The 20,950-nt window shown below is 67.2% G+C and carries 17 protein-coding genes; 12 read left to right on the top strand and 5 right to left on the bottom strand.

The window, feature by feature from the left end:
• Positions 1-13 precede the first annotated feature (13 nt).
• A complete protein-coding gene (locus NTY77_03965) occupies positions 14-1,648 on the bottom strand; it encodes a FlgO family outer membrane protein (protein MCX5794636.1) in 1,635 nt (544 codons plus the stop codon).
• 114 nt (positions 1,649-1,762) lie between these two features.
• Between NTY77_03965 and NTY77_03960 the strand changes: the two genes are divergently transcribed.
• From NTY77_03960 to NTY77_03935, 6 genes are read left to right on the top strand one after another with little or no spacing between them, the layout of a single operon-like run.
• Positions 1,763-2,647 (top strand): hypothetical protein, encoded by an 885-nt coding sequence (locus tag NTY77_03960; GenBank protein MCX5794635.1) that lies wholly within the window; start codon positions 1,763-1,765, stop codon positions 2,645-2,647.
• Between the two features lie 9 nt (positions 2,648-2,656).
• A complete protein-coding gene (locus NTY77_03955) occupies positions 2,657-3,670 on the top strand; it encodes a 3-oxoacyl-ACP synthase III (protein MCX5794634.1) in 1,014 nt (337 codons plus the stop codon).
• A complete protein-coding gene (locus NTY77_03950; GenBank protein MCX5794633.1) occupies positions 3,667-4,551 on the top strand; it encodes an alpha/beta fold hydrolase in 885 nt (294 codons plus the stop codon). The genes NTY77_03955 and NTY77_03950 overlap by 4 nt, the downstream gene beginning before the upstream one ends.
• 1 nt (position 4,552) lies before the next feature.
• Complete coding sequence (locus tag NTY77_03945; protein ID MCX5794632.1) at positions 4,553-6,151, top strand: fatty acid CoA ligase family protein; 1,599 nt, start codon at positions 4,553-4,555, stop codon at positions 6,149-6,151.
• Positions 6,148-7,152, top strand: a complete 1,005-nt coding sequence (locus NTY77_03940) for an NAD-dependent epimerase/dehydratase family protein (GenBank protein MCX5794631.1) — start codon at positions 6,148-6,150, stop codon at positions 7,150-7,152. The genes NTY77_03945 and NTY77_03940 overlap by 4 nt, the downstream gene beginning before the upstream one ends.
• Before the next feature lie 3 nt (positions 7,153-7,155).
• Entirely contained in the window at positions 7,156-8,412 is a 1,257-nt protein-coding gene (locus NTY77_03935) for a hypothetical protein (GenBank protein ID MCX5794630.1), read from the top strand.
• Here NTY77_03935 and NTY77_03930 read toward each other — a convergent pair.
• Positions 8,409-9,332, bottom strand: a complete 924-nt coding sequence (locus NTY77_03930; GenBank protein ID MCX5794629.1) for a TerC family protein — start codon at positions 9,330-9,332, stop codon at positions 8,409-8,411. The genes NTY77_03935 and NTY77_03930 overlap by 4 nt on opposite strands.
• Positions 9,333-9,467: 135 nt before the next feature.
• Here NTY77_03930 and NTY77_03925 point away from each other — a divergent pair, with 135 nt between their 5' ends.
• The 5 genes from NTY77_03925 to NTY77_03905 are packed head-to-tail and all read left to right on the top strand — an operon-like array spanning position 9,468 to position 15,201.
• A complete protein-coding gene (locus NTY77_03925; protein ID MCX5794628.1) occupies positions 9,468-10,184 on the top strand; it encodes a hypothetical protein in 717 nt (238 codons plus the stop codon).
• Positions 10,185-10,210: 26 nt separating this feature from the next.
• Entirely contained in the window at positions 10,211-10,921 is a 711-nt protein-coding gene (gene rnhA, locus NTY77_03920) for a ribonuclease HI (protein MCX5794627.1), read from the top strand.
• Between the two features lie 31 nt (positions 10,922-10,952).
• The gene (malQ, locus tag NTY77_03915; GenBank protein MCX5794626.1) at positions 10,953-12,599 is read left to right on the top strand and encodes a 4-alpha-glucanotransferase; all 1,647 of its coding nucleotides are present in this window, start codon (positions 10,953-10,955) and stop codon (positions 12,597-12,599) included.
• Complete coding sequence (glgB, locus tag NTY77_03910) at positions 12,596-14,527, top strand: 1,4-alpha-glucan branching protein GlgB (GenBank protein MCX5794625.1); 1,932 nt, start codon at positions 12,596-12,598, stop codon at positions 14,525-14,527. Before malQ ends, glgB begins: the two co-directional genes overlap by 4 nt.
• A gap of 2 nt (positions 14,528-14,529) precedes the next feature.
• A complete protein-coding gene (locus NTY77_03905; GenBank protein MCX5794624.1) occupies positions 14,530-15,201 on the top strand; it encodes a hypothetical protein in 672 nt (223 codons plus the stop codon).
• Between the two features lie 2 nt (positions 15,202-15,203).
• On the opposite strand, the gene NTY77_03900 is transcribed toward NTY77_03905, so the two are convergent.
• The 3 genes from NTY77_03900 to NTY77_03890 form a co-directional block, all read right to left on the bottom strand.
• A complete protein-coding gene (locus NTY77_03900) occupies positions 15,204-17,216 on the bottom strand; it encodes a hypothetical protein (GenBank protein ID MCX5794623.1) in 2,013 nt (670 codons plus the stop codon).
• Between the two features lie 98 nt (positions 17,217-17,314).
• Positions 17,315-18,733 (bottom strand): Re/Si-specific NAD(P)(+) transhydrogenase subunit beta, encoded by a 1,419-nt coding sequence (gene pntB / locus NTY77_03895; protein ID MCX5794622.1) that lies wholly within the window; start codon positions 18,731-18,733, stop codon positions 17,315-17,317.
• Positions 18,734-18,749: 16 nt separating this feature from the next.
• The gene (locus tag NTY77_03890; protein ID MCX5794621.1) at positions 18,750-20,303 is read right to left on the bottom strand and encodes a Re/Si-specific NAD(P)(+) transhydrogenase subunit alpha; all 1,554 of its coding nucleotides are present in this window, start codon (positions 20,301-20,303) and stop codon (positions 18,750-18,752) included.
• A gap of 115 nt (positions 20,304-20,418) precedes the next feature.
• On the opposite strand from NTY77_03890, the gene NTY77_03885 reads away from it, so the two are divergent.
• Positions 20,419-20,937, top strand: a complete 519-nt coding sequence (locus NTY77_03885) for a ferritin (protein MCX5794620.1) — start codon at positions 20,419-20,421, stop codon at positions 20,935-20,937.
• The last annotated feature ends 13 nt before the right edge of the window (positions 20,938-20,950 follow it).

Here is a 20,950-nt window from a genome sequence, read left to right as displayed (position 1 = left end):
TCCTCGGATCCGGCTATTTGAACTTAAAGCCTTTCTTGGCGGCCTGGGTGCGGACCGTCTTGATGACGGCCTGGCCCAAGGTCTGGCTGGCGCCCTGGGCCGCGAGTTTCTTCTCCTCCGCGGACACGTACTTGCGCCGCTCCTCGTTGAGGCGGTTGATCTTGGCCTGGATGTCTTTGCGCTCGGCAGCCTTTCTCTTAATGTAGGCCGCCCTCTCCTTGGCGTCCATGGCCTGCATCTCGGAGGGAAGCTCTTCCTTGCGCAGTTCTCCTGCTGTGAGCTTCCCGCTTTCCATGGCGCTGACCGCATCCCAGTCTTGCGCGGACTGCGAGTATTGGGCGCTGCCCTTGGCCAAGGCGCGCTGGGTCGCCACGCCGGCCGCGGCCGGGGCCGCGGCGGCGGCGTTGTCCATGGCCTCCTGGCGCTTTTGGGCCTTCTTTCCCGCCGAGCCGTAAGCGATGAAGGTGTCGTTGAGCTGGCCGGAAAGGCGCTGGATCTCCGCATCCTGGGGAGCCTGCACGGAGACCACCTGGGCTCCCTGGTCGATGTTGGCGTAGTCGCCGCCCCCAGCCTCGGCCCCGGCCTGCCACTGCATGGCCACGCCTTCCTGCCGGGGCCCACAGAAGATCGTGTTCACCGTGATGCCCTTTTTGGCCGCTGCCGCGACCGACTCGTGGAAATCCACCGGACCCTGGGTGAAGGGCTCGTTGCCCGCGTCGAAGATGGCTTTGTAGACGTCGGCATGGGGGTCCCATTGCAAGCCGTTGACCGCGTCGCGGATGACCCAGCCGCAGTACTCCTGGCCGCCGCGGGTCTTGAGGGCGAAGAGTTGCTCCGAGACCTTGTCCAGGTCCGTGGTGAAAGGAAGGACCTGGCGGATGTAGCCCTCACCCGCGGAGAGGTTGTCGTTGCCGTACTCGTAGAGCGCCACCTGCACGGTGGGGTTGTTGCCGCCCTTCTCGGCCGCGCCGAACTCGTTGACGATGTGCCAGAGCTGGTTCTTGGCCTGGCTGATGAGCCCGTCCATGCTGTTGGAGGTGTCGAGGAGGATGGCGAGCTGGACCAAGGCCTTGCCGAGGTACTGTCCCGTCGGCGGGTTGGCCGGGGTCGTGGGCGTGACCGGGCCTGTCACCGGCGGCAGGGTGGTTCCTCCTGATATCTGACGCGGCTCGTCCGTCCAGGTCCGCGAGAAGCTGGCCTGGCCCGCGGTCAGGATCTTGCCGGTCTCGGTCTGGATGATGCGGGCGTTGATCTCGGTCTTCTTCTTGGAGAGGTCGTTGAGCGTGCCGATCAAGACCGCGTCCACGCCCAGGACCTTGCCCAGTTCCTTGGTGGTCTGCGGGTCCATCAGGCCCGAGGTCTCCAGCTTCATCTCCTCCAGCGCCTTCTTGAGCAGGCTGCGCTCCACGACCTGCACCTTGCCGCCCTCGACCAGGAATGTGGTCAAGCGCTCCTGCACGATGGTGGAGCCGCTGCTCATGGTCCCGTCGTGATAGGGGAAGCTGAGCACGGCCATCTGCTTGACCGTCTGGCCTTTCAGGCCGGTCTCCAGCTTGCGGGCGAGCTTCTCAAGAGGCTCCGCCGACGCGGAAGCGGCCAGGAATGCCAATAGGGCGAGGATGGCGGCGAGTCTGGGCATGTTCTTCATCAAGCCTCCTGCGGGTGGCTGCGATTGTAACATAGTACCGTAAACGATGACAGCAGTGAAATGCTATCCTTTTTGACACCAAAGCCCGGCCGAGGTTCCGAGAGGAATATCCTGATGAGAAAAGCCTTTTTGACGCGCGCCACAGCCGCGCTCCTGGCGGCCGCCGCGTTGGCCTCCTGCGGCGGCCCGGCCTTGCTCCGGCCTGCCTGGGTGAGCTCCGCGGGAGCCGAGGGGACCGGCATCGACGGGGTCGGGTTCGGCGCCTACCAGGCTTCCGACCCGGGCGGCGTCAAGAAGGCGCGCGACATGGCCTACAGCGACGCGCTGCAGAAGCTGAGCTTGAAGCTGCGTGCCGTGGTGCGCGGCGAAGTCAAGACCACGCTCCAGGCCGAGGCCCGCAACGGCTCCGAGGTTTCCAGCGAGAGCGTGGAGAGCATGACCGGCAGCATGTTCGACGCCGTGCTCGGGCGCAAGCGCTTCGAGGAGTACCGAGACGAGCGCCGCCGGGAGTATTGGGTGCTCTGCTCCATGAGCCGGGAAGAGGCTGCAGCGGCCCTCAAAGAGGCGCTGGCCGCGGCAGAGCGCCGGCGCAGTCGGAAGAGCGTGAGCCTCCGGCTTTCGGGGCTCGCGTCGGGCCTGCTCAAGCTCGCCCAGAGCGAGTTCACGCGTCGTTTCGACGATGAGGGCTTCATGGTCCTGCCCGCGGCGCAGGCCGGCTCGGCGCGCATCGCGGTCTCGGGAGAGCTCAAGACCGAGGAGCTCGGAGCCGCACGGCCCCTGGGCGTGGACGTGGGCTTCTCCTGCAGGGCGACGCTCCGGCCCGAGGCCGTGGTCGCTCAGGGCAGCCCCGGAGAGAGGCTGGTCGCGGGCCTGGCCCCCAAGGACGCCACCGCGTTCGGCCGCACCCCGGCTGAAGCCTGCGAGAAGGCCGCTCAGAATGCGGCCGCGCAAGCCGCGGGCGCCTTGGTCGCAGCCGTCTCCCGAGCCATCGAGGATTGATCCGGGGACATGCGCTACAAGAAGGTCTTCCTCGACGCCATCGGCTACGAGCTCGCGCCCAACGTGGTCGCCTCCTCGGCCTTGGAGGAGCGCATCGCCCCGGTCTACCGCGGTTTGGGCATGCAGGCGGGCCAGCTCGAAGCCCTGACCGGCATCCGCGAGCGGCGCTGGTGGGACCCCGGCTTCAAGCTCTCCGCAGGGGCGGTCCGGGCCGGGCGCAAGGCCTTGGCCGCGGGCGGCGCGGCGGCCTCGGACCTCGGCGCCCTCATCTACGCGGGCGTCTGCCGCGAGGCCAGCGAGCCGGCCACGGCCTGCGCCGTCGCGGCCGGGCTGGGCGTGCGGCCTGACTGCGCGGTCTACGACATCTCCAACGCCTGTCTGGGCGTGATGAACGGCATCTTCGAGGTCGCCAACGCCATAGAGCTCGGCGCGATGCGCGCCGGCCTGGTGGTGTCCTGCGAGTCCGCCCGCGAGATCAACGACAGCATGATCGCGAGCATGCTGAAAGACCCAAGCCTGGACCATTTCCGTCTATCCATGGCCACCTTGACCGGCGGCTCCGGAGCGGTGGGTGTGCTGCTCACCGACGGCTCCTTCGGCAATCCCGGGCACCGTCTGCTCGGAGGAGTCCTGCGCACGGCCCCCCAGCACCACGGCCTCTGCCTCTGGCAGCGCGATTCCATGTCCACGGACGCGGCCGCGGTGCTAAAGCACGGCGTGGGCCTGGGCCGCGGCACCTGGGCCGCTTTGATGACTGAGCTGGGCTGGACCTCGGCCGGGGTGGACCGGACCATCTGCCACCAGGTCGGGGCCCCGCACCGCAGCCAGGTCCTAGCCGAGCTCGGCATGTCCGAGGACAAGGATTTCCAGACCTACGAGTCCCTGGGCAACATGGGGACCGTGTCCTTGCCCATGACCGCGGCCATCGCCGAAGAGCGGGAGTTCCTGCGCAAGGGGGACAAGGTGGCTTTCCTGGGGATCGGCAGCGGGCTCAACTGCCTCATGCTGGGGTGGGAGTGGTGAAGCATCCGGCCCTGCCTTTCGAGAGCCGTTTCCTCGACCGCGGCGCTCTGCGCCAGCATTACCTCGACGCCGGCTCGGGCGACCCGGTGGTCATGGTGCACGGCAACCCGAGCTGGGCCGTCTACTACCGGGATCTGGCCAAGGCCTTGAGCGATTCCTTCCGGGTCATCGTCCCCGACCACATCGGCTGCGGGCTCTCCAGCAAGCCCGGCGACGCAGACTACGATTACTCCCTGAAGAGCCGCGTGGACGACCTGGAGTCGCTGCTGGATTCCATCGGCGTCAAGGACCGCATCACCTTGGTCGTGCACGATTGGGGGGGGATGATCGGCATGGCCTACGCCTGCCGCCATCCCGAGCGCGTCCACCGGCTGGTCATCCTCAACACCGCGGCTTTCCCTCTGCCTGCCGGCAAGCGCTTCCCCTGGCTCCTGAGGGTCTGCCGCAGCCCCCTGGGCGCGCTGCTCGTGCGCGGGGCCAACGCCTTCGCCGTGGCCGCTGCGCGCATGTGCTGCACGCGCAAGCCCATGAGCCGGGAGCTCAGGCGCATCTATCTGGAGCCCTACGATTCCTGGGCGAATCGCATCGCGGTCCACCGCTTCGTGCAGGACATACCGCTGGGGCCGGCGGACCGGTCCTACGGCCTGGTGGCGCAGACCGCCGGGAGCCTGGCGCGCTTCCAGGACCATCCCATGCTCATCTGCTGGGGGGAGAAGGATTTCGTGTTCGACCGGCATTTCCTCGCGGAATGGGTGCGCCGCTTCCCCAAGGCCGAAGTGCACAGCTTCCGCGACGCCGGGCACTACGTCCTGGAGGACGCCGGCGAGCAGATCATCCCGCTGGTGAAGGATTTCCTGGCGAGGCATCCCCTCAAAGCGTGATATGACGACGTCGGTAAGGCTCCAAAGCGTATCCGAGCTGCTCACGGCGGCCGCGGCCGCGGTGCCGGAGCGTCCCGCCGTGCTCTGCGGCGGCCGGAGCGTCACCTTCCGGGAGCTCGACGAGCGATGCTCCAGGCTGGCCGAGGGCCTGACGGGGCGCGGCGTGGGGCCGGGAGTGCGCGCAGCCCTGCTGGTCCCGCCCGGCATCGAGTTCGTCTCGCTCGCCTTCGCTCTCTTCCGCTGCGGCGCGGTGCCGGTGCTCGTGGACCCGGGGATCGGCTGGCGCAACATGGGGCGCTGCCTGGACGAGGCGGCGCCGGAGGCGTTCATCGGGTCGGCGAAGGCGCATGCGGCGAGGCTGATCGGAGGCTGGGGGAAGAGAACTATAAAGACGGCATTGTCCCCCGACGGAGCGCTCCCCCCCCGTGGGGGGGCTCGCGGATTCGGCGCCTTCGGCGCCGAATTTCAAGAGAACGGCACGGCGGCGATCCTGTTCACCTCGGGCAGCACGGGGGCGCCCAAGGGCGCGGTCTACACGCACGGCATATTCGCGCACCAGGCGGCCATGCTCCAGTCGCACTTCGGAATCGAGCCCGGAGGCTTCTCGGTGGCCACCTTCCCGCTCTTCGCGCTCTTCGACGTGGCGCTGGGGCAGAGCGCCATCATCCCGCGCATGGACCCCACCCGGCCGGCCAAGGTCGATCCCCTGGAGATCGTCCTGCCCATCCAGAAGCACGGCGCGGTCCAGCTCTTCGGCTCGCCGGCCTTGCTCGACGCGGTGGGACGCTACGGCGAGCGGCACGGGGTCTGCCTGCCCAGCCTCAAGCGCGTCCTTTCCGCCGGAGCTCCGGTGCCGGCCAAGGTCCTGGAGCGTCTGGCGCGCATGCTCTCGCCGGGAGCGGATATCCACACCCCGTACGGGGCCACGGAAGCTCTGCCCGTGGCCTGCATCACGGCTGCGGAGGTCCTCGGAGAGACGGCGGGGCTGACCGCGCAGGGGCGCGGCGTGTGCGTAGGCCGCCCCTGGCCCGGGATGGAGGTCAAGGTCATCCGCATCAGCGACGAGCCGATCTCCGCCTGGTCCGGCTCCCTTTGCCTGCCGGCCGGGCAGATCGGAGAGATCGTGGTCAAGGGGCCGGTGGTGACCCGAGAGTATTTCCGCCGGCCCGAGGCCACGGCCCTGGCCAAGATCCCGGACGGGGACTCCCTGCGCCACCGCATGGGCGACTTGGGCTATCTCGACGAAGCGGGCCGGCTGTGGTTCTGCGGCCGCAAGAGCCACCGCGTCGGCTCCCCGCCCGAGGCCCTCTTCACCATCCCTTGCGAGGGGGTCTTCAACCAGCACCCCCAGGTGCGGCGCAGCGCCCTGGTGGGAGTGGCCGCCGCCGCAGGGCAGACCCCGGTGCTCTGCGTGGAGCTGGAACCCGGCGCGGACCGGGACCTGGTGCGCCGCGAGCTCCTGGAGACGGCGCAACGCTTCGCGCACACCAGGAGCATCCGCACGGTGCTGTTCCATCCGGGCTTCCCGGTGGACGTGCGGCACAACGCCAAGATATTCCGGGAGAAGCTGGCGGTCTGGGCCAAGAGGAGGATCACATGAAGGTCCTGGTGACGGGCGGCAGCGGGTTCATAGGCGGGGCGGTGGCGCGGCTCCTGCGCTACCACGGCCATGAGGTGCGCAGCCTCTCGCGCACCGACCACCCGGAGCTGGCCAAGGAAGGCGTGGTGGAGTTTCCCGGAGACCTGCTCGACCTGGATTCGGTGCGGGCCGCCTGCCGGGGCGCCGAGGCCGTGGTGCATTGCGCGGCCAAGGTGGGCATTTGGGGGCCTTTGGAGGAGTTCTACAAGGTCAACGTCACCGGCACCAACAACGTGCTGCGGGCCTGCCAGGAGCTGGGCATCCAGAGGCTGGTCTACACCAGCTCCCCCAGCGTGGTGTTCACCGGAGCGGACGTGGAGGGCTGGGACGAGTCCGCGTCCTATGCCCGGTCCTTCGATTCCTATTATTCCCGGACCAAGGCCACGGCCGAGGAGATGGTGCTCTCCAGCAACACGGCCAGCCTCGCCACCGTGGCTTTGCGGCCGCATCTGGTCTGGGGGCCGGGCGAGGACAAGCTCATCTCCCGGCTCATCGAGAAGGCCCGCAGCGGCGAGCTCCGCCGCATCGGCGGCTTCAACAAGAAGGTGGATACGACCTTCCTGGAGGACGCGGCCGAGGCGCACCGGCTGGCGTTGGAGAAGCTGGCGCCGGGCGGCCTGATCTCGGGCCGGGCCTATTTCATCACCGGAGGCGAGCCGCTGCCGGTATGGGACGTCATCAACGCCATCCTCAACGCCGCGGGATTGCCGCCGGTCACCAAGACGGTGAGCCCCCTGGCCGCCAAGCTCGCGGCGTGGGGCTGCGAGACCCTGCATCCGGCCAAGCGGGGCGCGGAGCCGAGGCTGACCCGCTTTTTGGTCCAGCAGCTGACCACGGCGCATTGGTTCGACATCACGGCGGCCCGCCAGGATCTGGGGTACGCGCCGCAGGTCTCGTTCGCCGCGGCCCTGGACCGGATGCGCACGTGGTTCTCGCAGAGGGCCGAGCCCTCGGAGGTCTGAGACATGGCCAAACCCAAAGCGACGGTCCTGCTCCTGGTCGTGGATGCCGTGGGCGCGGAGACCCTGGACTTCCTGCTCGACCGCCATCCAGGCCGGCTGAAGCTGCCCAACTTCTCGCGCCTGGGCCTGGGCCGTATCGTGGCCCCGCGCCACCGCGGCCGCCTGGGCCGCGACGGCGGGAGGACCTGCGCCATGCGCCTGAACCAGGCCTCGGCCTCGGCGGACTCGGTCATCGGACACCGGGAGATGGTGGGCATCGTGGACCCCAGCACCTACGAGCTCTTCCCGGACGGCTTCCGGGCTGACTTCATCGCGGCCCTGGAAGAGCGCATCGGCCGCAAGACGATCTTTAACAAGATGGCGGGGGGCATGGAGGCCATCGAGCTCAACGCCGTCGAGCACGAGAAGACCGGCCGTCCCATCGTTTACGCGAGCAAGTGCGACCCTCTGGTGCAGATCGCGATGAACGAAGCGGTCATCCTGGTCAAGGAACAGCATGCCATCGCGGACCAGGCTTTCGAGCTGGCCCGGGAGATGGGCATCCCGATCACGCGGGTGATCGCGCGGGCCTATGTCCGGTCGCCCGAGGGGGAGATCGTGCGCACGGCCAATCGCCACGACACGGTCCTGCCCATGCGCGGGAAGACCTTGGTGGACGTGCTCTACGCCCGGGATGTGTGGACCGCGGCCGTGGGCAAGACGAGCGACCTGGTCAATACGGTCTACCATGAGCGCATCAAGCTGACCAAGCCGGCTTTCCTGGACCCCGGACTGAGCCTGCGCTTCATGCATCCCAAGAAGAAGGACACCAACCCCTACACCATCCAGGGCACGGTCAACGTCCTGGCCGAGGCGGCCGCGGTGTACCGCCCGGGCGGGACCTTCGTGTTCACGAACCTGGTGGACGCGGACAGCCTCTACGGGCATACCCGGGACGTGGCCGGCGCCGTCCGCTGCCTGGAAGGCGTGGACGGCGCCCTGCCGCTCTTCGAAGCCAGGCTGCGCAAAGGCGACCTCCTAATCATCACCGCGGACCACGGCATGCAGCACCGCGAGGACTACGGCTACCACAACAAGGAGGCGCTGCCCCTGATCGTGGAGCGCATCGGCTTTGGGGCGGACCTGGGCGGCCTCCAGGTCGGCCCGGGCCGCAGCCTCTGCGAGGTGGGGCACATCGCGGCCCAGGCCCTGGGCTGCGCCCGGGACTACGAGGCCGAGTGCGGGTTCAAGCCGTCGGGATTCCGGAGGAACCGGGCCTAGGGGAGCTCGGCCTGCCGCCGGGCCAGGAGGGACGCCGCGATCGATGCGGTCAGTATCCCGCCGATGACGCAGAGGGACACGCCCGTGGGCACGTGGTAGAAGTGCCCGCCCAGCATCTTCAGGCCCACGAAGATCAGGATGAGGGAGATCCCGGCCTTCATGAACCGGAACATCCCCATCAGGTTGGCGAGCAGGAAGAACAGGGCGCGCAGGCCCAGGATCGCGAAGACGTTCGAGGTGTAGACCACGAAGGTGTCCGTGGTGATGGCGATCACCGCCGGAATCGAGTCCATCGCGAAAAGCAGGTCTGAGAACTCCACCACCAACAGCGCGGCGAACAGCGGCGTCGCCTGCAGGACTCCGCCCAGACGCACGAAGAAGCTCTGCCCGTGCTCAAGCCCGGCCAACGGCATCACCCGCCGCAGAGCCTTGAGAGCGATATTGTGCTCCGGCCGGACCTCCGCGCCCTCGGTCAGAGCCATCTTCGCGCCCGTGTATATCACCACGGCCCCGAAGATGTAGATCATCCAGTGGAAGGTATTGACCAGCGTCACCCCCGCGAAGATGAAGAGGAAGCGCATGACGATAGCGCCCAGGATTCCCCAATGCAGGACGCGGGACTGGTGGGCCGGGGGCAGGCCGAAGTAATGGAAGATGACCAGGAACACGAACATGTTGTCCGCGCTCAACGATTCCTCCAGCAGATAGCCCGCCGCGAACTGCAGGGCCCTCTCCCGGCCGCTGGACAGGGCGATGAGCCCGGCGAAGGCCGCGGCCAAGGAGAACCATGCCGCGCTCCAGAAGGCGGCTTCCTTGAAGGAGACGGCGTGGGCCCTGCGGTGCAGGACGCCAAGATCCACCGCCAAGGCCGCGGCGATCACGGTCCCGAAGATGAGCCAGAGGGCGGTTTCACCCGGCATACGTCCATATTGTCTGGTATTTCATGGAGGCAGGTCAATGCGGCCATCGTCAAGCCGCCCTACACGCCCTACACCTCCCCTTGACAAGGCCAGGAGCCGGGGCTATGCTGAAGTTGTCGTCGCTGAGGCAAGCCCATGGCCCGCAGGACCGCTGAGACCGCGCTGTGGCTGCTTCTGTCGGCCGCCGGGCCGGCCCTGGCGGCCGATGAATTCACGGCGCCCGACCTATCCGGCATCCGTCAAGGCGCCGACCAGCTCAAACAATCCCAGCAAGGCCAGGCCCAGACCGCGCGGACGGCGCAACTGGCCCAGGAGCAGGCCTACCGCCGAGCCCTCTCCTCCCTCCTCGAGGCCGATCTCGCGCCCTCGGACCTCCGGGACCACGGCTGGCAGGACCGCGACCTTCCGGCGCTGGCCGAGGCCGTCCGCTTGGCCAGCCTGGCGGTCCAGAAGCTCCACGCCCAGCACCCCAGCGCGGTGGCCGACGCCTACGGCAGCGGCACCATGACCAACATCGAGGACTCCTTCAAGCTTTTCGCCGGGGGTAACCTTGAGAGGGGCTGCATCTCCCACCAGAGCGAGACCATCGCCGCTTTGGCCGGCCTCCGCTCCGCCCTGGAGGTCAAGAAGCTCATGATCGGCAAGGGCATGGAGCACCACGCGGTCATCGTCTACCCCAAGGGGGCGGACTGGAAGAGAGCCGGCATGGTCCTGGACGGCTGGCCCAACCAGTCGGCTGTCCCCAAGAAGATGACTTTCACCATCGGTCAATGGCAGTCCAAGTTCTTCGCCTTGCGCTACCTGATGCTCAACCCCATCGTCTTCCAGACCGGCCCGCGTCTGGAAGACTAGCCCCGCAAGTCGCTATACTCTCCGGGATGAAGGAAGGTGGCCTGCTCGTTTATACGGACGGGGCGTGCTCCGGCAATCCGGGCCCGGGCGGCTGGGGCGCGATCGTGCTCCTTCCGGAAGGGAAGGTCCGGGAGCTCGGGGGGCGCCAGCCGCGGACCACGAACAACCGCATGGAGCTGGGCGCCGCCATCGCGGCCTTGCGCTGCTTGGAAGCCCTTCCCGGCCCGGTCGCCGTCTACACGGATTCCACCTACCTCATCTCCGGAATCACGCGCTGGCTGCACATCTGGAAGCGCAGGGGCTGGACCCGGGTGGACGGCGCCGAGACCCTCAACCGCGACCTCTGGGAGGAGCTGGACCGCCTGGTCTCCCGGCGCCGGGAGAAGCTCTCCTGGAACTATGTCCGGGGACACCGAGGGCATCCGGCCAACTCCCGCTGCGACGAGGTCGCGGTGGCATTCTCCCGCGGGAAACATCCTGACCTCTACGACGGGCCGTTGCTCGGCTACTCCGTGGACCTCTTCCCGCCGGAGCCCGAAGCCCTTCCCGTGGCTCCCAGCCGGCCCTCCGGGCTCAAGAAGGCGGGCTGGTATCTGAGCCTCCTCGACGGCAGGCTGGAAAAGCATCGGACCTGGCCGGAGTGCCAGGCCCGCGTCCATGGCAAGCCCGCGCTTTTCAAGAAAGTAACCTCCCCTGAGGAGGAGTCCGCGGCGCTGAAAAAATGGGGCTTGGCCTAGCCTGCCATTTGCTAGAATCAAGCCTTCAACGATGACTGAGAAGCCCACGCTGCACAGGCGGTCCTCCGGCGTGCTCCTGCACCCGACCTCCTTGCCCGGCCCCCACGGCATCGGCGACATCGGCCACGAGGCCTACGCCTTCGCGGACTTCCTGGCCGCCTGCGGCCAGACCTGGTGGCAGATGCTCCCCATCGGCCCCACCGGGCACGGGCATTCCCCGTATTTTTCCTCATCGGCCTTCGCCGGCAACCCCCTGCTCCTGTCTTTGGACAGGCTCTGCCAGGAAGGGCTGCTGGAGCCGGCCGACCTCAAGGCCGCCCGGGGCCAGGCCAGGGACCATGTCCACTACGCATCGGTCGAGCGCTTCAAGGAATCTCGCTTCGCCAAGGCCTTCGACGCATTCGAGCGGGGAACCGACTTCGGGGCCAAGGCCGCTTTCGCCGATTTCTGCGAGGGCCAGAAGGCCTGGCTCGGCGATTACGCGCTGTTCTGCGCGGCCAAAGAGGTCCACCAAGGCCTGCCCTGGGTCGAGTGGGAGCCGGGCCTGCGCGGCCGGCATCCGGCGGCTTTGGAGCGCGCCCGGCAGGACCTGGCCCCGCGCATCCGCTATCATCAGTTCCTGCAGTACCTCTTCCATAGGCAATGGACCGAGCTCAAGGCCTACTGCGCCAAAATCGGTTTGGGGCTCATCGGCGACATCCCGATCTTCGTGGCGGGAGACAGCGCGGACGTCTGGTCTCATCCGGAGCTCTTCTGCCTCGGGCCGGACGGGCGGCCCACGGTCGTGGCGGGGGTACCGCCCGACTACTTCAGCCAGAAAGGCCAGCTCTGGGGCAACCCCATCTACCGCTGGGAGGCCATGAAGGCGGACGGCTACTCCTGGTGGATAGCCCGGTTCCGCGCTACGCTGGCGCGCTTCGACGCCGTGCGCCTGGACCACTTCATCGGCTTCCATAACTACTGGGAGATCCCGGCCGGCGACAAGGACGCGGTGCGCGGCCGCTGGGTCCTGGCGCCCGGGGAGGACCTCTTCCGCTCCGTCCTGCGCGCCTTCCATGACCCTCGGGCAGGCCAGGCGGGTGGCGCCCCGGAGGGCGTCCCGGCGGCGCACGTCGGCGCCGACGGGATACCGGGGCGACAGGACCCGCCGGGCATCGAGATCATCGCGGAGGACCTGGGCACGCTCACCAAGGAGGTGGAGGCCCTGCGCGACCGCTTCCAGTTCCCCGGCATGCGGGTCCTGCAGTTCTCCTTCTGGGACTGGGACGAGAAGCAGCAGCCGCACAAGTTCCCGAAGCGCTGCGTGGCCTACACGGGCACACACGACAACGACACGGTGGCGGGCTGGTTCCGCAACCTCAGCGAGAAGCCGGGCACCCGGACCGTGGAGCAGGCGCGGCTGGAGCGGGAGAACGCCCTGCGCTACCTGGAGTCCAACGGAGTCGAGATACACTGGGACATGGTCCGCGCGGCACTCAAGAGCCCGGCGGACACCGCGATCCTGCTGGCCCAGGACCTGCTGGGGCTGGGCTCCGAGGCGCGCATGAACCTGCCCGGGACGCTGGAGAACAACTGGCAGTGGCGCCTGACTCCCGGGGCGCTCACCGCCGAAGTGGCGGGACGGCTGGCTTTGATGACCGGGGCTTACGGACGGGGCCCAAGGAGATGGACGAAATGAACACCACCGATAAAGGCACGCATCACCCGACGGCGACTCTGCTCAGCGAGCAGGACCTCTACCTTTACAACGAGGGCTCGCACTTCCGCATCTACGACAAGCTCGGGGCCCATCTCATGGAGTACGACGGCCAGAAGGGCGTCTACTTCGCGGTCTGGGCGCCCAACGCCAAGAAGGTGACGGTCATCGGCGACTTCAACCAGTGGAACAAGACCAAGAACCCCCTGCATCAGCGCGGCTCCTCCGGCATCTGGGAGGGCTTCGTCGCGGGCGTGGAGAAAGGCATGCCCTACAAGTACCACATCACCTCGCACCTGCACGGGCACAAGGCCGAGAAGGCCGACCCCGTGGGCTTCCATGCCGAGGTCCCGCCCAAGTCCGCCTCCGTGGTCTGGGACCTGGACTACCAATGGAACGACGCGGCCTGGATGAAGGACCGCAAGAAGCGCAACGCGCACGACGCGCCGGTCTCCATCTACGAGATGCACCTGGAGTCCTGGATGCGCGTGCCCGAGGAAGGCAACCGGTCCCTCACCTACAGGGAACTGGCGCCCAAGCTCTCGGCCCACATGCGGCGCATGGGCTTCACGCACGTCGAGTTCCTCCCGGTCATGGAATATCCCTTCTCCGGCTCCTGGGGCTATCAGTCCATCGGTTATTTCGCGCCCACCTCGCGCTTCGGCACGCCGCAGGATTTCATGTACTTGGTGGATCACCTGCACCAGGAGGGCATCGGCGTGATCCTGGACTGGGTGCCTTCACACTTCGCCACCGACGGCCACGGCCTCGGGCAGTTCGACGGCTCGTCCCTCTATGAGCACGCCGACCGGCGCAAGGGCTTCCATCCGGATTGGGGCAGCTTCATCTTCAACTACGGCCGCAACGAGGTGCGCTCCTTCCTCATCTCCAGCGCGCTGTACTGGCTCGACAAGTACCACGCCGACGGCATCCGCGTCGACGCCGTGGCCTCCATGCTCTACCTGGACTACTCGCGCAAGAACGGGGAGTGGATTCCCAACGAGTACGGCGGCCGCGAGAACATCGATGCCATCTGGTTCCTGCGCCGCATGAACGAGGAGATCTACAAGCAGTTCCCGGACGTGCAGACCTACGCCGAGGAATCCACGTCCTGGGGCATGGTGTCCAAGCCGACCTACGTGGGCGGGCTGGGCTTCGGCTTCAAGTGGGACATGGGCTGGATGCACGACACCTTGAACTACATGCGCAAGGACGCCATCCACCGCAAGTACCACCAGAACGTGATCACCTTCCGCATGCTCTACGCCTTCCACGAGAATTTCATCCTGCCCCTGTCCCACGACGAGGTGGTGCACGGGAAGTGCTCGCTCATCTCTCAGATGTCCGGGGACGACTGGCAGAAGTTCGCCAACCTGCGCCTCATGTACGGCTACATGTGGTCCCAGCCGGGCAAGAAGCTCCTGTTCATGGGCAGCGAGTGGGGCCAGTGGCGGGAGTGGGACAGCAACTCGAGCCTGGACTGGCACCAGCTGGACTACGCGCCGCACGAAGGCGTGCGCCGGCTGGTGGAGCGCTGCAACCGGGTCTACCGGGCCGAGCCGGCCCTCTACGAGCGCGACTTCGACCCGTCGGGCTTCTCCTGGATCGACTGCAACGACGCGGACAACTCGGTCTTGAGCTTCATGCGCAAGGGCCAGTCCACCAACGACTTGGTCCTGGTGGTCATGAACTGCACGCCGGTGCCGCGCAAGAGCTACCGGGTGGGCGTGCCCCGCGGCGGCTGGTGGGCCGAGATCCTCAACTCCGACGCGGCCGAGTACGGCGGCACGGGCCTGGGCAACCTGGGCGGCGTGACCGCCCAGGGCGTGGGCTGGCACGGGCACGGGCAGTCTTTGGAGATCTGCCTGCCGCCCTTGGCGGTCCTATATTTCAAGAGCGAGGGGAAATAGCCATGGAATTCGACGAACTGCGCACGCATGTCGGAAACGAACTCAAGCGCCGGTTCTGGGAGCACAAGGCGATGCCGGGGCTGTCGCGAGGACGAGTCCGCATCGACGGCTGGCTCAAGGTGGAGTTGACGGCCATCCTGGCGGAAAAGGGGGAGGTGGAGCCGGCCTTCAGGCTCCCCAAGGGCCGCGCCGCGGTCCGCGCCGGCGATTGGCTCGTCGAGGCGGCGAGCCTGCCCACGGATTACGCTTTCGCGGACACCAAGGCCGCCTCGGGCGATCTGGCGGAAGACGTCAAGGACCTGCGCAAGCTGATCAAGCGCCTGCGCAAGGGCCGGGGCAAGCGCCGGGCCGCTCTGTTCTTCGCGGTCTACCCTTTCGGGGACCTGAACGAGGCGGCCTGGGCTCCGCACCGGACGCGCATCGAGAAGTCCTTGGGCGGCGCGCTCATCGAAGACCGGTTCTCCTTCCAGAGCGGCGTGACGGGCCGGCTTTACGCGGGCCTGGTCCAGTCGCAGGCCAAGGCCGAGCCCCAGGACGTCAAAGCCGCGCCGGCGTCCGTGACCTTGCCCAAGCCCAGCCAGGGCGGGAAGAAGCCGGCCGGGCGGCCGCGCCGCGCGCCCGCGCCGCAGACGCCGGTCCTAGAGAAGGAAGAGATAACGCTGCCTTCCATGTAGGCTCAGCGGAGTACCGCCAACGCTTTCTCCGCAGCCTTGAGCATGGGCTCGGGAGAGATGGGCCCTCCCACCGCCTGGCGCATCCATTCCTTCGGAGTCACGCTGCCGATGCGGCACATGCGCTCCATCTCCGTCCCCAAGGAGTGCGTCTTGAAGTAATCCTCCACCTGGAAAGCGATCAGGTGCCCTAAGGGATAGTTCGGGATGTAGAGGCTGTAGTAGAACATGTGCGCATAAATCGCCAATATCGGCGAATCCTTCACCCCGAAGGCCGGCGCATAATACTCATTCCACACATCGCGAGCGATCCCCACCATCGCCTCGCGCAACTGCGCCGCATCCGCCCCCTGATGCTCGTACATCCAATGCCACACCCTCATGTCCACCAACGCCACGCCCGCGATCTCCCGCGCCGCCCAGAAATCGTTCAGGTCCTTCAGCGCCGCCGCTTGCGCATCCGGCTGGCTCAAGCCCAGCACTTCCAGGTCCCGCGCCTGGAACACGAAGGCAAAGCCCTCCGTGAAAGCGCTGTTCGGCACCCCGTGCAGAAGATAGTGGCCCACGCGATGCAGGGAGAAAGTCTGCTCCACGTTATGCCCCAGCTCGTGCATCGCCACGTTGAAGCCCTGATAGTCCATCCCATCCTTGCCTACCCGCGTGCGCAGATGCGCCACATCCGAGCGCATGTCCGGCCCGGCCGCATGGCCCGAGCCCCGGGCAGGGTCCACCACGATGTGCGCCGCCAGGAAGGCCGAGGTCTCCGGCGAGAATCCCAGCTTCATCAGGATGTTCGGGATATCCCTCTGGAACGCCGAAGCCGTCGGATATCTCCTGCGGACCAAGGCGTCGAGCTTCTCCAGCGGCATGCCCTTGGGAGGCTTGAACCCCTCGTACCAGATGTCGAAAGGCAGAAGGTCTCTTCCCAGGCGCTTCTTGACCAGCGCCGCCACCCGCTTGCCCGCCGGGGCCTCCAGCAGGCTCTTGAGCAAAGCTTCCACCTCCGCTTCAGGGATCTCGCGCTCCAAACGGAAGCTGCGGTCCATCAAGGTCTGGTAGCCCGGGTAGTAAGGGTCTTCCAGCCGCGCCGCGAACAGAAGCGACAGCAGCGTCTGATAGCGGACGTCCGGCTCGCGCGGAGCGCTCGGCTCCACGCCCAGGGTGATGTTGCGCACAGGGTCCCAGAAGTACTGGTTCCCGTTGACCATCGGCGCCGGGATCTCCTGGCGGATGATGCGCTCCATGATGAGCAGGATCAGCTTCTGCTTGTCCAGCCCCCGCGGGTCGGCGTAGAGCGCGCGGATATGGTCGCGCAGGCCCCAGTGCGATTGCAGCTTCAGGCCGGCGGGGAACAGGGGCTTGCCGTCGGCGCCCACCACATGATCCATGTAGATGTTATAGGAATTGACATAGGCCTCAGCCGTGGAGCGCCGCGCCGAGGCTTCCTGGATCACCCCGGCTGGCACGCGGAATTCGAAGGCCTTGGCCAGGCGGGCCTCAGCCCACTGTCGGCGCGACCAGCGCGCCCCTTGAGCCGCCGCTTCTTCCAGAGTCCGCGGGGGGAAGTTCAGCAGCGCGGCGAAGCCCAGCCGACTCCTGAACAGGTCGTCGGTCAGATGCGCATCCGGAGCGAATGCCGCGAAGCTGCGGTCTATGGGCTTGAGCTCGCCGCGGTCCTCGTCCATCTCGCGCCGCAGCTCCAGGCCCATGGCCGTGAAATGCCCGCGCAAGGCCTCGAGCTTGGATTCGAAGCGGTCCAGGAGGGCGTCGCGTTCCGCGTCCGGGACCAGGTTCTCCGCGCAGAAATCCTCGAAGACCTGGGCCGGGCCGTCCTGCGCCTCCCAGAGCCGCGCCGCCGCACGCACGCCGCTCCCGAGCCGGGCCTTGTCGTATGCCGGGAACCGGCTGGAGAGCCGATCCAGGACCTTCTTCACATCGGCGTCCGGCAGGGCGCACCAGGCCGCGCGGGGGAAGAGCAGAAGGAGGACCGGCAGAAGGGCGGAAAGGTGGGACCACATGCCGCTATTGTATGAATATTCCCGGGCTGCGGCGCCTGAAAAGAGGCCGGGCCTGCTGAAGAGTCAGCAGGCCCGGCTTAGGCGGACGATCGCGTCCGCTACTGCAGCTGAGCGAGTATGGCGTCCACGCTCTTCTTGGCGTCGCCGAAGAGCATCCGGGTGTTCTCCTTGTAGAACAGCGGGTTGTCCACGCCGGCGTAGCCCGCGGCCATGCTGCGCTTGAGGACCACCGTGGTCTTGGCCTTCCAGGTCTCCAGGACCGGCATGCCGTAGATGGGGCTCGACGGGTCTTCCAGCGCGCCCGGGTTGACGATGTCGTTGGCGCCGATGACCAAAGCCACGTCCGTCTCGGGGAAGTCCGGGTTGATCTCGTCCATTTCCAGCACGATGTCGTAGGGGACGTTGGCCTCGGCCAGCAGCACGTTCATGTGGCCGGGCAGGCGCCCCGCGACCGGGTGGATGGCGAAGCGCACGTTGGCCCCGCGGCTGCGCAGCTTGTCCGAGATCTCCTTGATGGGATGCTGGGCGCGGGCCACCGCCATGCCGTAGCCCGGGATGACCACCACGCTGCGGGCCTCCTTGAGCAGGTTGGAGACCTCGTCGACGTTCATGGCCACCACCTCGCCGGCGGGCGCCGCGCCCGGCGCCGCGGTCTTGCCCTCCTGGGCGCCGAAGCCGCCGAAGATGACGTTGATGAGCGAGCGGTTCATGGCCTTGCACATGATGTAGCTCAGGATGGCGCCGCTGGAGCCGACCAGCGCGCCCGTGATGATGAGCAGGTCGTTGTTGAGCAAGAAGCCCGTGGCGGCCGCGGCCCAGCCCGAGTAGCTGTTGAGCATGGAGACCACCACCGGCATGTCCGCCCCGCCGATGCTCATGACCAGGTGCCAGCCCAGCAGGAAGGCGAGCACGGTCATGGTCAGCAGCGCGGGCAGGCCCTGGGCCATGAGGTCCTCGACGCCGAAGAATCGGTAGCCGCAGTAGACCGAGACCAAAGCCATCCCGGCGTTGAGCAGGTGCCGGCCCGGCAGGAGCAGCGGCTTGCTGCGGATGATGCCCTGGAGCTTGCCGAAGGCCACGATCGAGCCGGTGAAGGTCACCGCGCCGATGAAGACGCCCAGGAAGACCTCCGTGTCGTGGATGGTCCGGACCGCCCCGAGCAAGCCCGCGCCTTCCGCGTAGCTGTTGATGCCCTCGAAGACCGCAGCCAGGCCCACGAAGCTGTGGAAGCCCGCCACCAGCTGGGGCATGGCGGTCATGGCGATCTTGGCCGCGACCACCGAGCCGATGGCGCCGCCGAGCACGATCATGGCGATGAGCGCGCCGTAGCTCTGCGCGCTGACCTGGGGGTGGAAGAACGTGGCCGCCACCGCCAGGGCCATGCCGATGATGCCGAACCAGTTGCCCCGCCGCGAGGACTCGGGGTTGCTCAGCCCGCCCAGGCTGAGGATGAACAGGACGCTGGCGACGATGTAGAGCACGACCAAGAGGCCGTTCTGCGCGATGGTTTGTTCCATGGTGAGAGTTCTCCCTTTATTTCCTGAACATCGCCAGCATGCGCCGCGTGACGAGGAAGCCGCCGAAGATGTTGATGGACGCGAGCAGGACCGCGCAGGCCGCCAGCCAGGTGGTCCAGCGGTCGAAGCCGCCCGAGATCTGCAGCATGGCCCCGATCACGATGATGCCGCTGATGGCGTTGGTGACGCTCATCAGGGGCGTGTGCAGGGCCGGGGTGACGTTCCAGACCACCATGTAGCCGATGAAGATGGCCAGCACGAACACCGTGAAGTGCGGCATGAAGGCGGCCGGGGCGTAGAGCCCGATGCCGGTCAGGGCCGCGGTCGCCAGGACGCCGAGCACGGTGTTGCGCGCGCAGGAGCACTCGGGCTCGGCGGGCTTGGCCTCGCCGGGGGCGGGCTTGGCCGGAGTCGAGGCCACGGGCTTGATGATGGTCTTGGGCTTGGGCGGAGGATAGGTGATCTGGCCCTGGTGGGCCACCAAAGCGCCGCGCACGATCTCGTCTTCCATGTCGATCTTCCAGCCCTTGCCGACCTGCATGTGCTTGAGCAGGTGCGCCAGGTTGGTGCCGTAGAGCTTGCTGGCCTGGTTGGGCAGCCTGGAGGCCAGGTCCGTGTAGCCCACGATCTTGACTCCGTTGACGTCCACGATCTTGCCGGGCTGGGTCAGCTCGCAGTTGCCGCCCTGCTCCGCGGCCATGTCCACGATCAGCGAGCCCGGCTTCATCGCGTGGACGTGCTCCTTGGTGAGCAGGATGGGGGCCTTGGTGCCGGGGACCAGGGCGGTGGTGATGATGATGTCCACCTCCTTGGCCTGCTTCATGAACAGCTCCATCTCGGCCTTGATGAACTCGGGGCTCATGACCTTGGAGTAGCCGCCCGACCCGGTCCCGTCCTCCTTGATGGAGACCTCCAAGAACTCTCCGCCCATGCTGATGACCTGGTCCTTCACGTCGGGGCGGGTGTCGAAGGCGCGCACGATGGCGCCCAGGCCCTTGGCCGCGCCCAGGGCGGCCAGGCCGGCCACGCCGGCCCCGATGACCATGACCTTGGCCGGCTGGACCCGGCCTGCGGCCGTGATCTGGCCGGTGAAGAAGCGTCCGAATTGGTGGGCGGCCTCGACCATGGCCCGGTAGCCGGCGATGTTGGCCATGGAGCTCAAAGCGTCCATCTTCTGCGCCCGGGAGATGCGGGGCACCATGTCCATGGCCAGCACCGAGACCTTGCGGGCCGCGAACTGGTCCAGGAGCTCCTTGTGCCGGGCCGGGTAGACGAAGCTGACCAAGGCGCCGCCTTCTTTAAGGAGGTCCACCTCGTGGGTCCCGAGCTTGACGTTGAGGGCCGGGGGGCGGACCTTCAGCACGACGTCGGCCGACCATACCGCCCGGGTGTCCGCGGTGACCTCCGCGCCGGCCGCCTTGTAGTCGGCGTCGGAGAAGTGCGCTCCGGCTCCGGCGCCGGACTCGACGAGGAAGTCGACCCCGAGCTTCTTGAGGTCGGCCACGGTCCCGGGGGCGACGGCCACCCGCTGCTCGCCTTCCAGGATTTCAGTCGGGATTCCTATCTTCATTTTTTTGTTATCCTTTCGTTAGGATTAAAGTGGTGCGCAACGAATCGGATTATATCACAATTGTGCCGCGGGACGGACTGTTTCATTAGATTCTCTAATGCCGAGGAGGCCCGAGATGCTGGACAAGAAGCTGGAGCAGGCGTTGAACGAGCAGGTGGTCAAGGAGTTCTATTCGGCCTATCTGTATCTGGCCATGGCGGGCTGGTTCGAGGAGCAGGTCCTGCCGGGGATGGCCAAGTGGATGCGGGTGCAGGCGCAGGAGGAGAGCTGCCACGCCCTGATCTTCTTCAACTACCTCTGCGAGAAGGGCGCGCGGCCCGCGCTGGGCGCGGTGGCGGCCCCGCCCGCCAAGTTCAAGTCCACGACCGACATCTTCAAGGCCGTTCTGGCGCACGAGCAGGCCGTGACCGCCTCCATCAACGGCATCGCTGACCTGGCCCTGGAGCTGCGCGACCACGCCACCAAGCAGGCCTTGGATTGGTTCGTCAAGGAGCAGGTGGAGGAGGAGTCCAGCGCCGAGGCCATCCTGCGCAAGGCTCAGCGCCTGGAGGGCGACAAGGCCCTGTTCCTTCTGGACCAGGAGGCCGGGACGCGCGTGTTCGTCCTGCCGGTTCCCTTGACCGGGAAGATCTAGGAGCGCGGGCGGC

The sequence above is a fragment of the Elusimicrobiota bacterium genome (genome assembly GCA_026388095.1).
Taxonomy (GTDB): domain Bacteria; phylum Elusimicrobiota; class Elusimicrobia; order UBA1565; family UBA9628; genus UBA9628.
Note: the sequence above shows the minus strand (reverse complement) of the source record. Positions and strands in the feature narration are given on the sequence as shown.

Excerpts from the sequence above, each read along its gene's own strand:
- NTY77_03965 (MCX5794636.1), bottom strand. The coding sequence starts at position 1,648 with ATGAAGAACATGCCCAGACTCGCCGCCATCCTCGCCCTATTGGCATTC.
- NTY77_03960 (MCX5794635.1), top strand. The coding sequence starts at position 1,763 with ATGAGAAAAGCCTTTTTGACGCGCGCCACAGCCGCGCTCCTGGCGGCC.
- NTY77_03955 (MCX5794634.1), top strand. The coding sequence starts at position 2,657 with ATGCGCTACAAGAAGGTCTTCCTCGACGCCATCGGCTACGAGCTCGCG.
- NTY77_03945 (MCX5794632.1), top strand. The coding sequence starts at position 4,553 with ATGACGACGTCGGTAAGGCTCCAAAGCGTATCCGAGCTGCTCACGGCG.
- NTY77_03940 (MCX5794631.1), top strand. The coding sequence starts at position 6,148 with ATGAAGGTCCTGGTGACGGGCGGCAGCGGGTTCATAGGCGGGGCGGTG.
- NTY77_03935 (MCX5794630.1), top strand. The coding sequence starts at position 7,156 with ATGGCCAAACCCAAAGCGACGGTCCTGCTCCTGGTCGTGGATGCCGTG.
- NTY77_03930 (MCX5794629.1), bottom strand. The coding sequence starts at position 9,332 with ATGCCGGGTGAAACCGCCCTCTGGCTCATCTTCGGGACCGTGATCGCC.
- NTY77_03925 (MCX5794628.1), top strand. The coding sequence starts at position 9,468 with ATGGCCCGCAGGACCGCTGAGACCGCGCTGTGGCTGCTTCTGTCGGCC.
- rnhA (MCX5794627.1), top strand. The coding sequence starts at position 10,211 with ATGAAGGAAGGTGGCCTGCTCGTTTATACGGACGGGGCGTGCTCCGGC.
- malQ (MCX5794626.1), top strand. The coding sequence starts at position 10,953 with ATGACTGAGAAGCCCACGCTGCACAGGCGGTCCTCCGGCGTGCTCCTG.
- glgB (MCX5794625.1), top strand. The coding sequence starts at position 12,596 with ATGAACACCACCGATAAAGGCACGCATCACCCGACGGCGACTCTGCTC.
- NTY77_03905 (MCX5794624.1), top strand. The coding sequence starts at position 14,530 with ATGGAATTCGACGAACTGCGCACGCATGTCGGAAACGAACTCAAGCGC.
- NTY77_03900 (MCX5794623.1), bottom strand. The coding sequence starts at position 17,216 with ATGTGGTCCCACCTTTCCGCCCTTCTGCCGGTCCTCCTTCTGCTCTTC.
- pntB (MCX5794622.1), bottom strand. The coding sequence starts at position 18,733 with ATGGAACAAACCATCGCGCAGAACGGCCTCTTGGTCGTGCTCTACATC.
- NTY77_03890 (MCX5794621.1), bottom strand. The coding sequence starts at position 20,303 with ATGAAGATAGGAATCCCGACTGAAATCCTGGAAGGCGAGCAGCGGGTG.
- NTY77_03885 (MCX5794620.1), top strand. The coding sequence starts at position 20,419 with ATGCTGGACAAGAAGCTGGAGCAGGCGTTGAACGAGCAGGTGGTCAAG.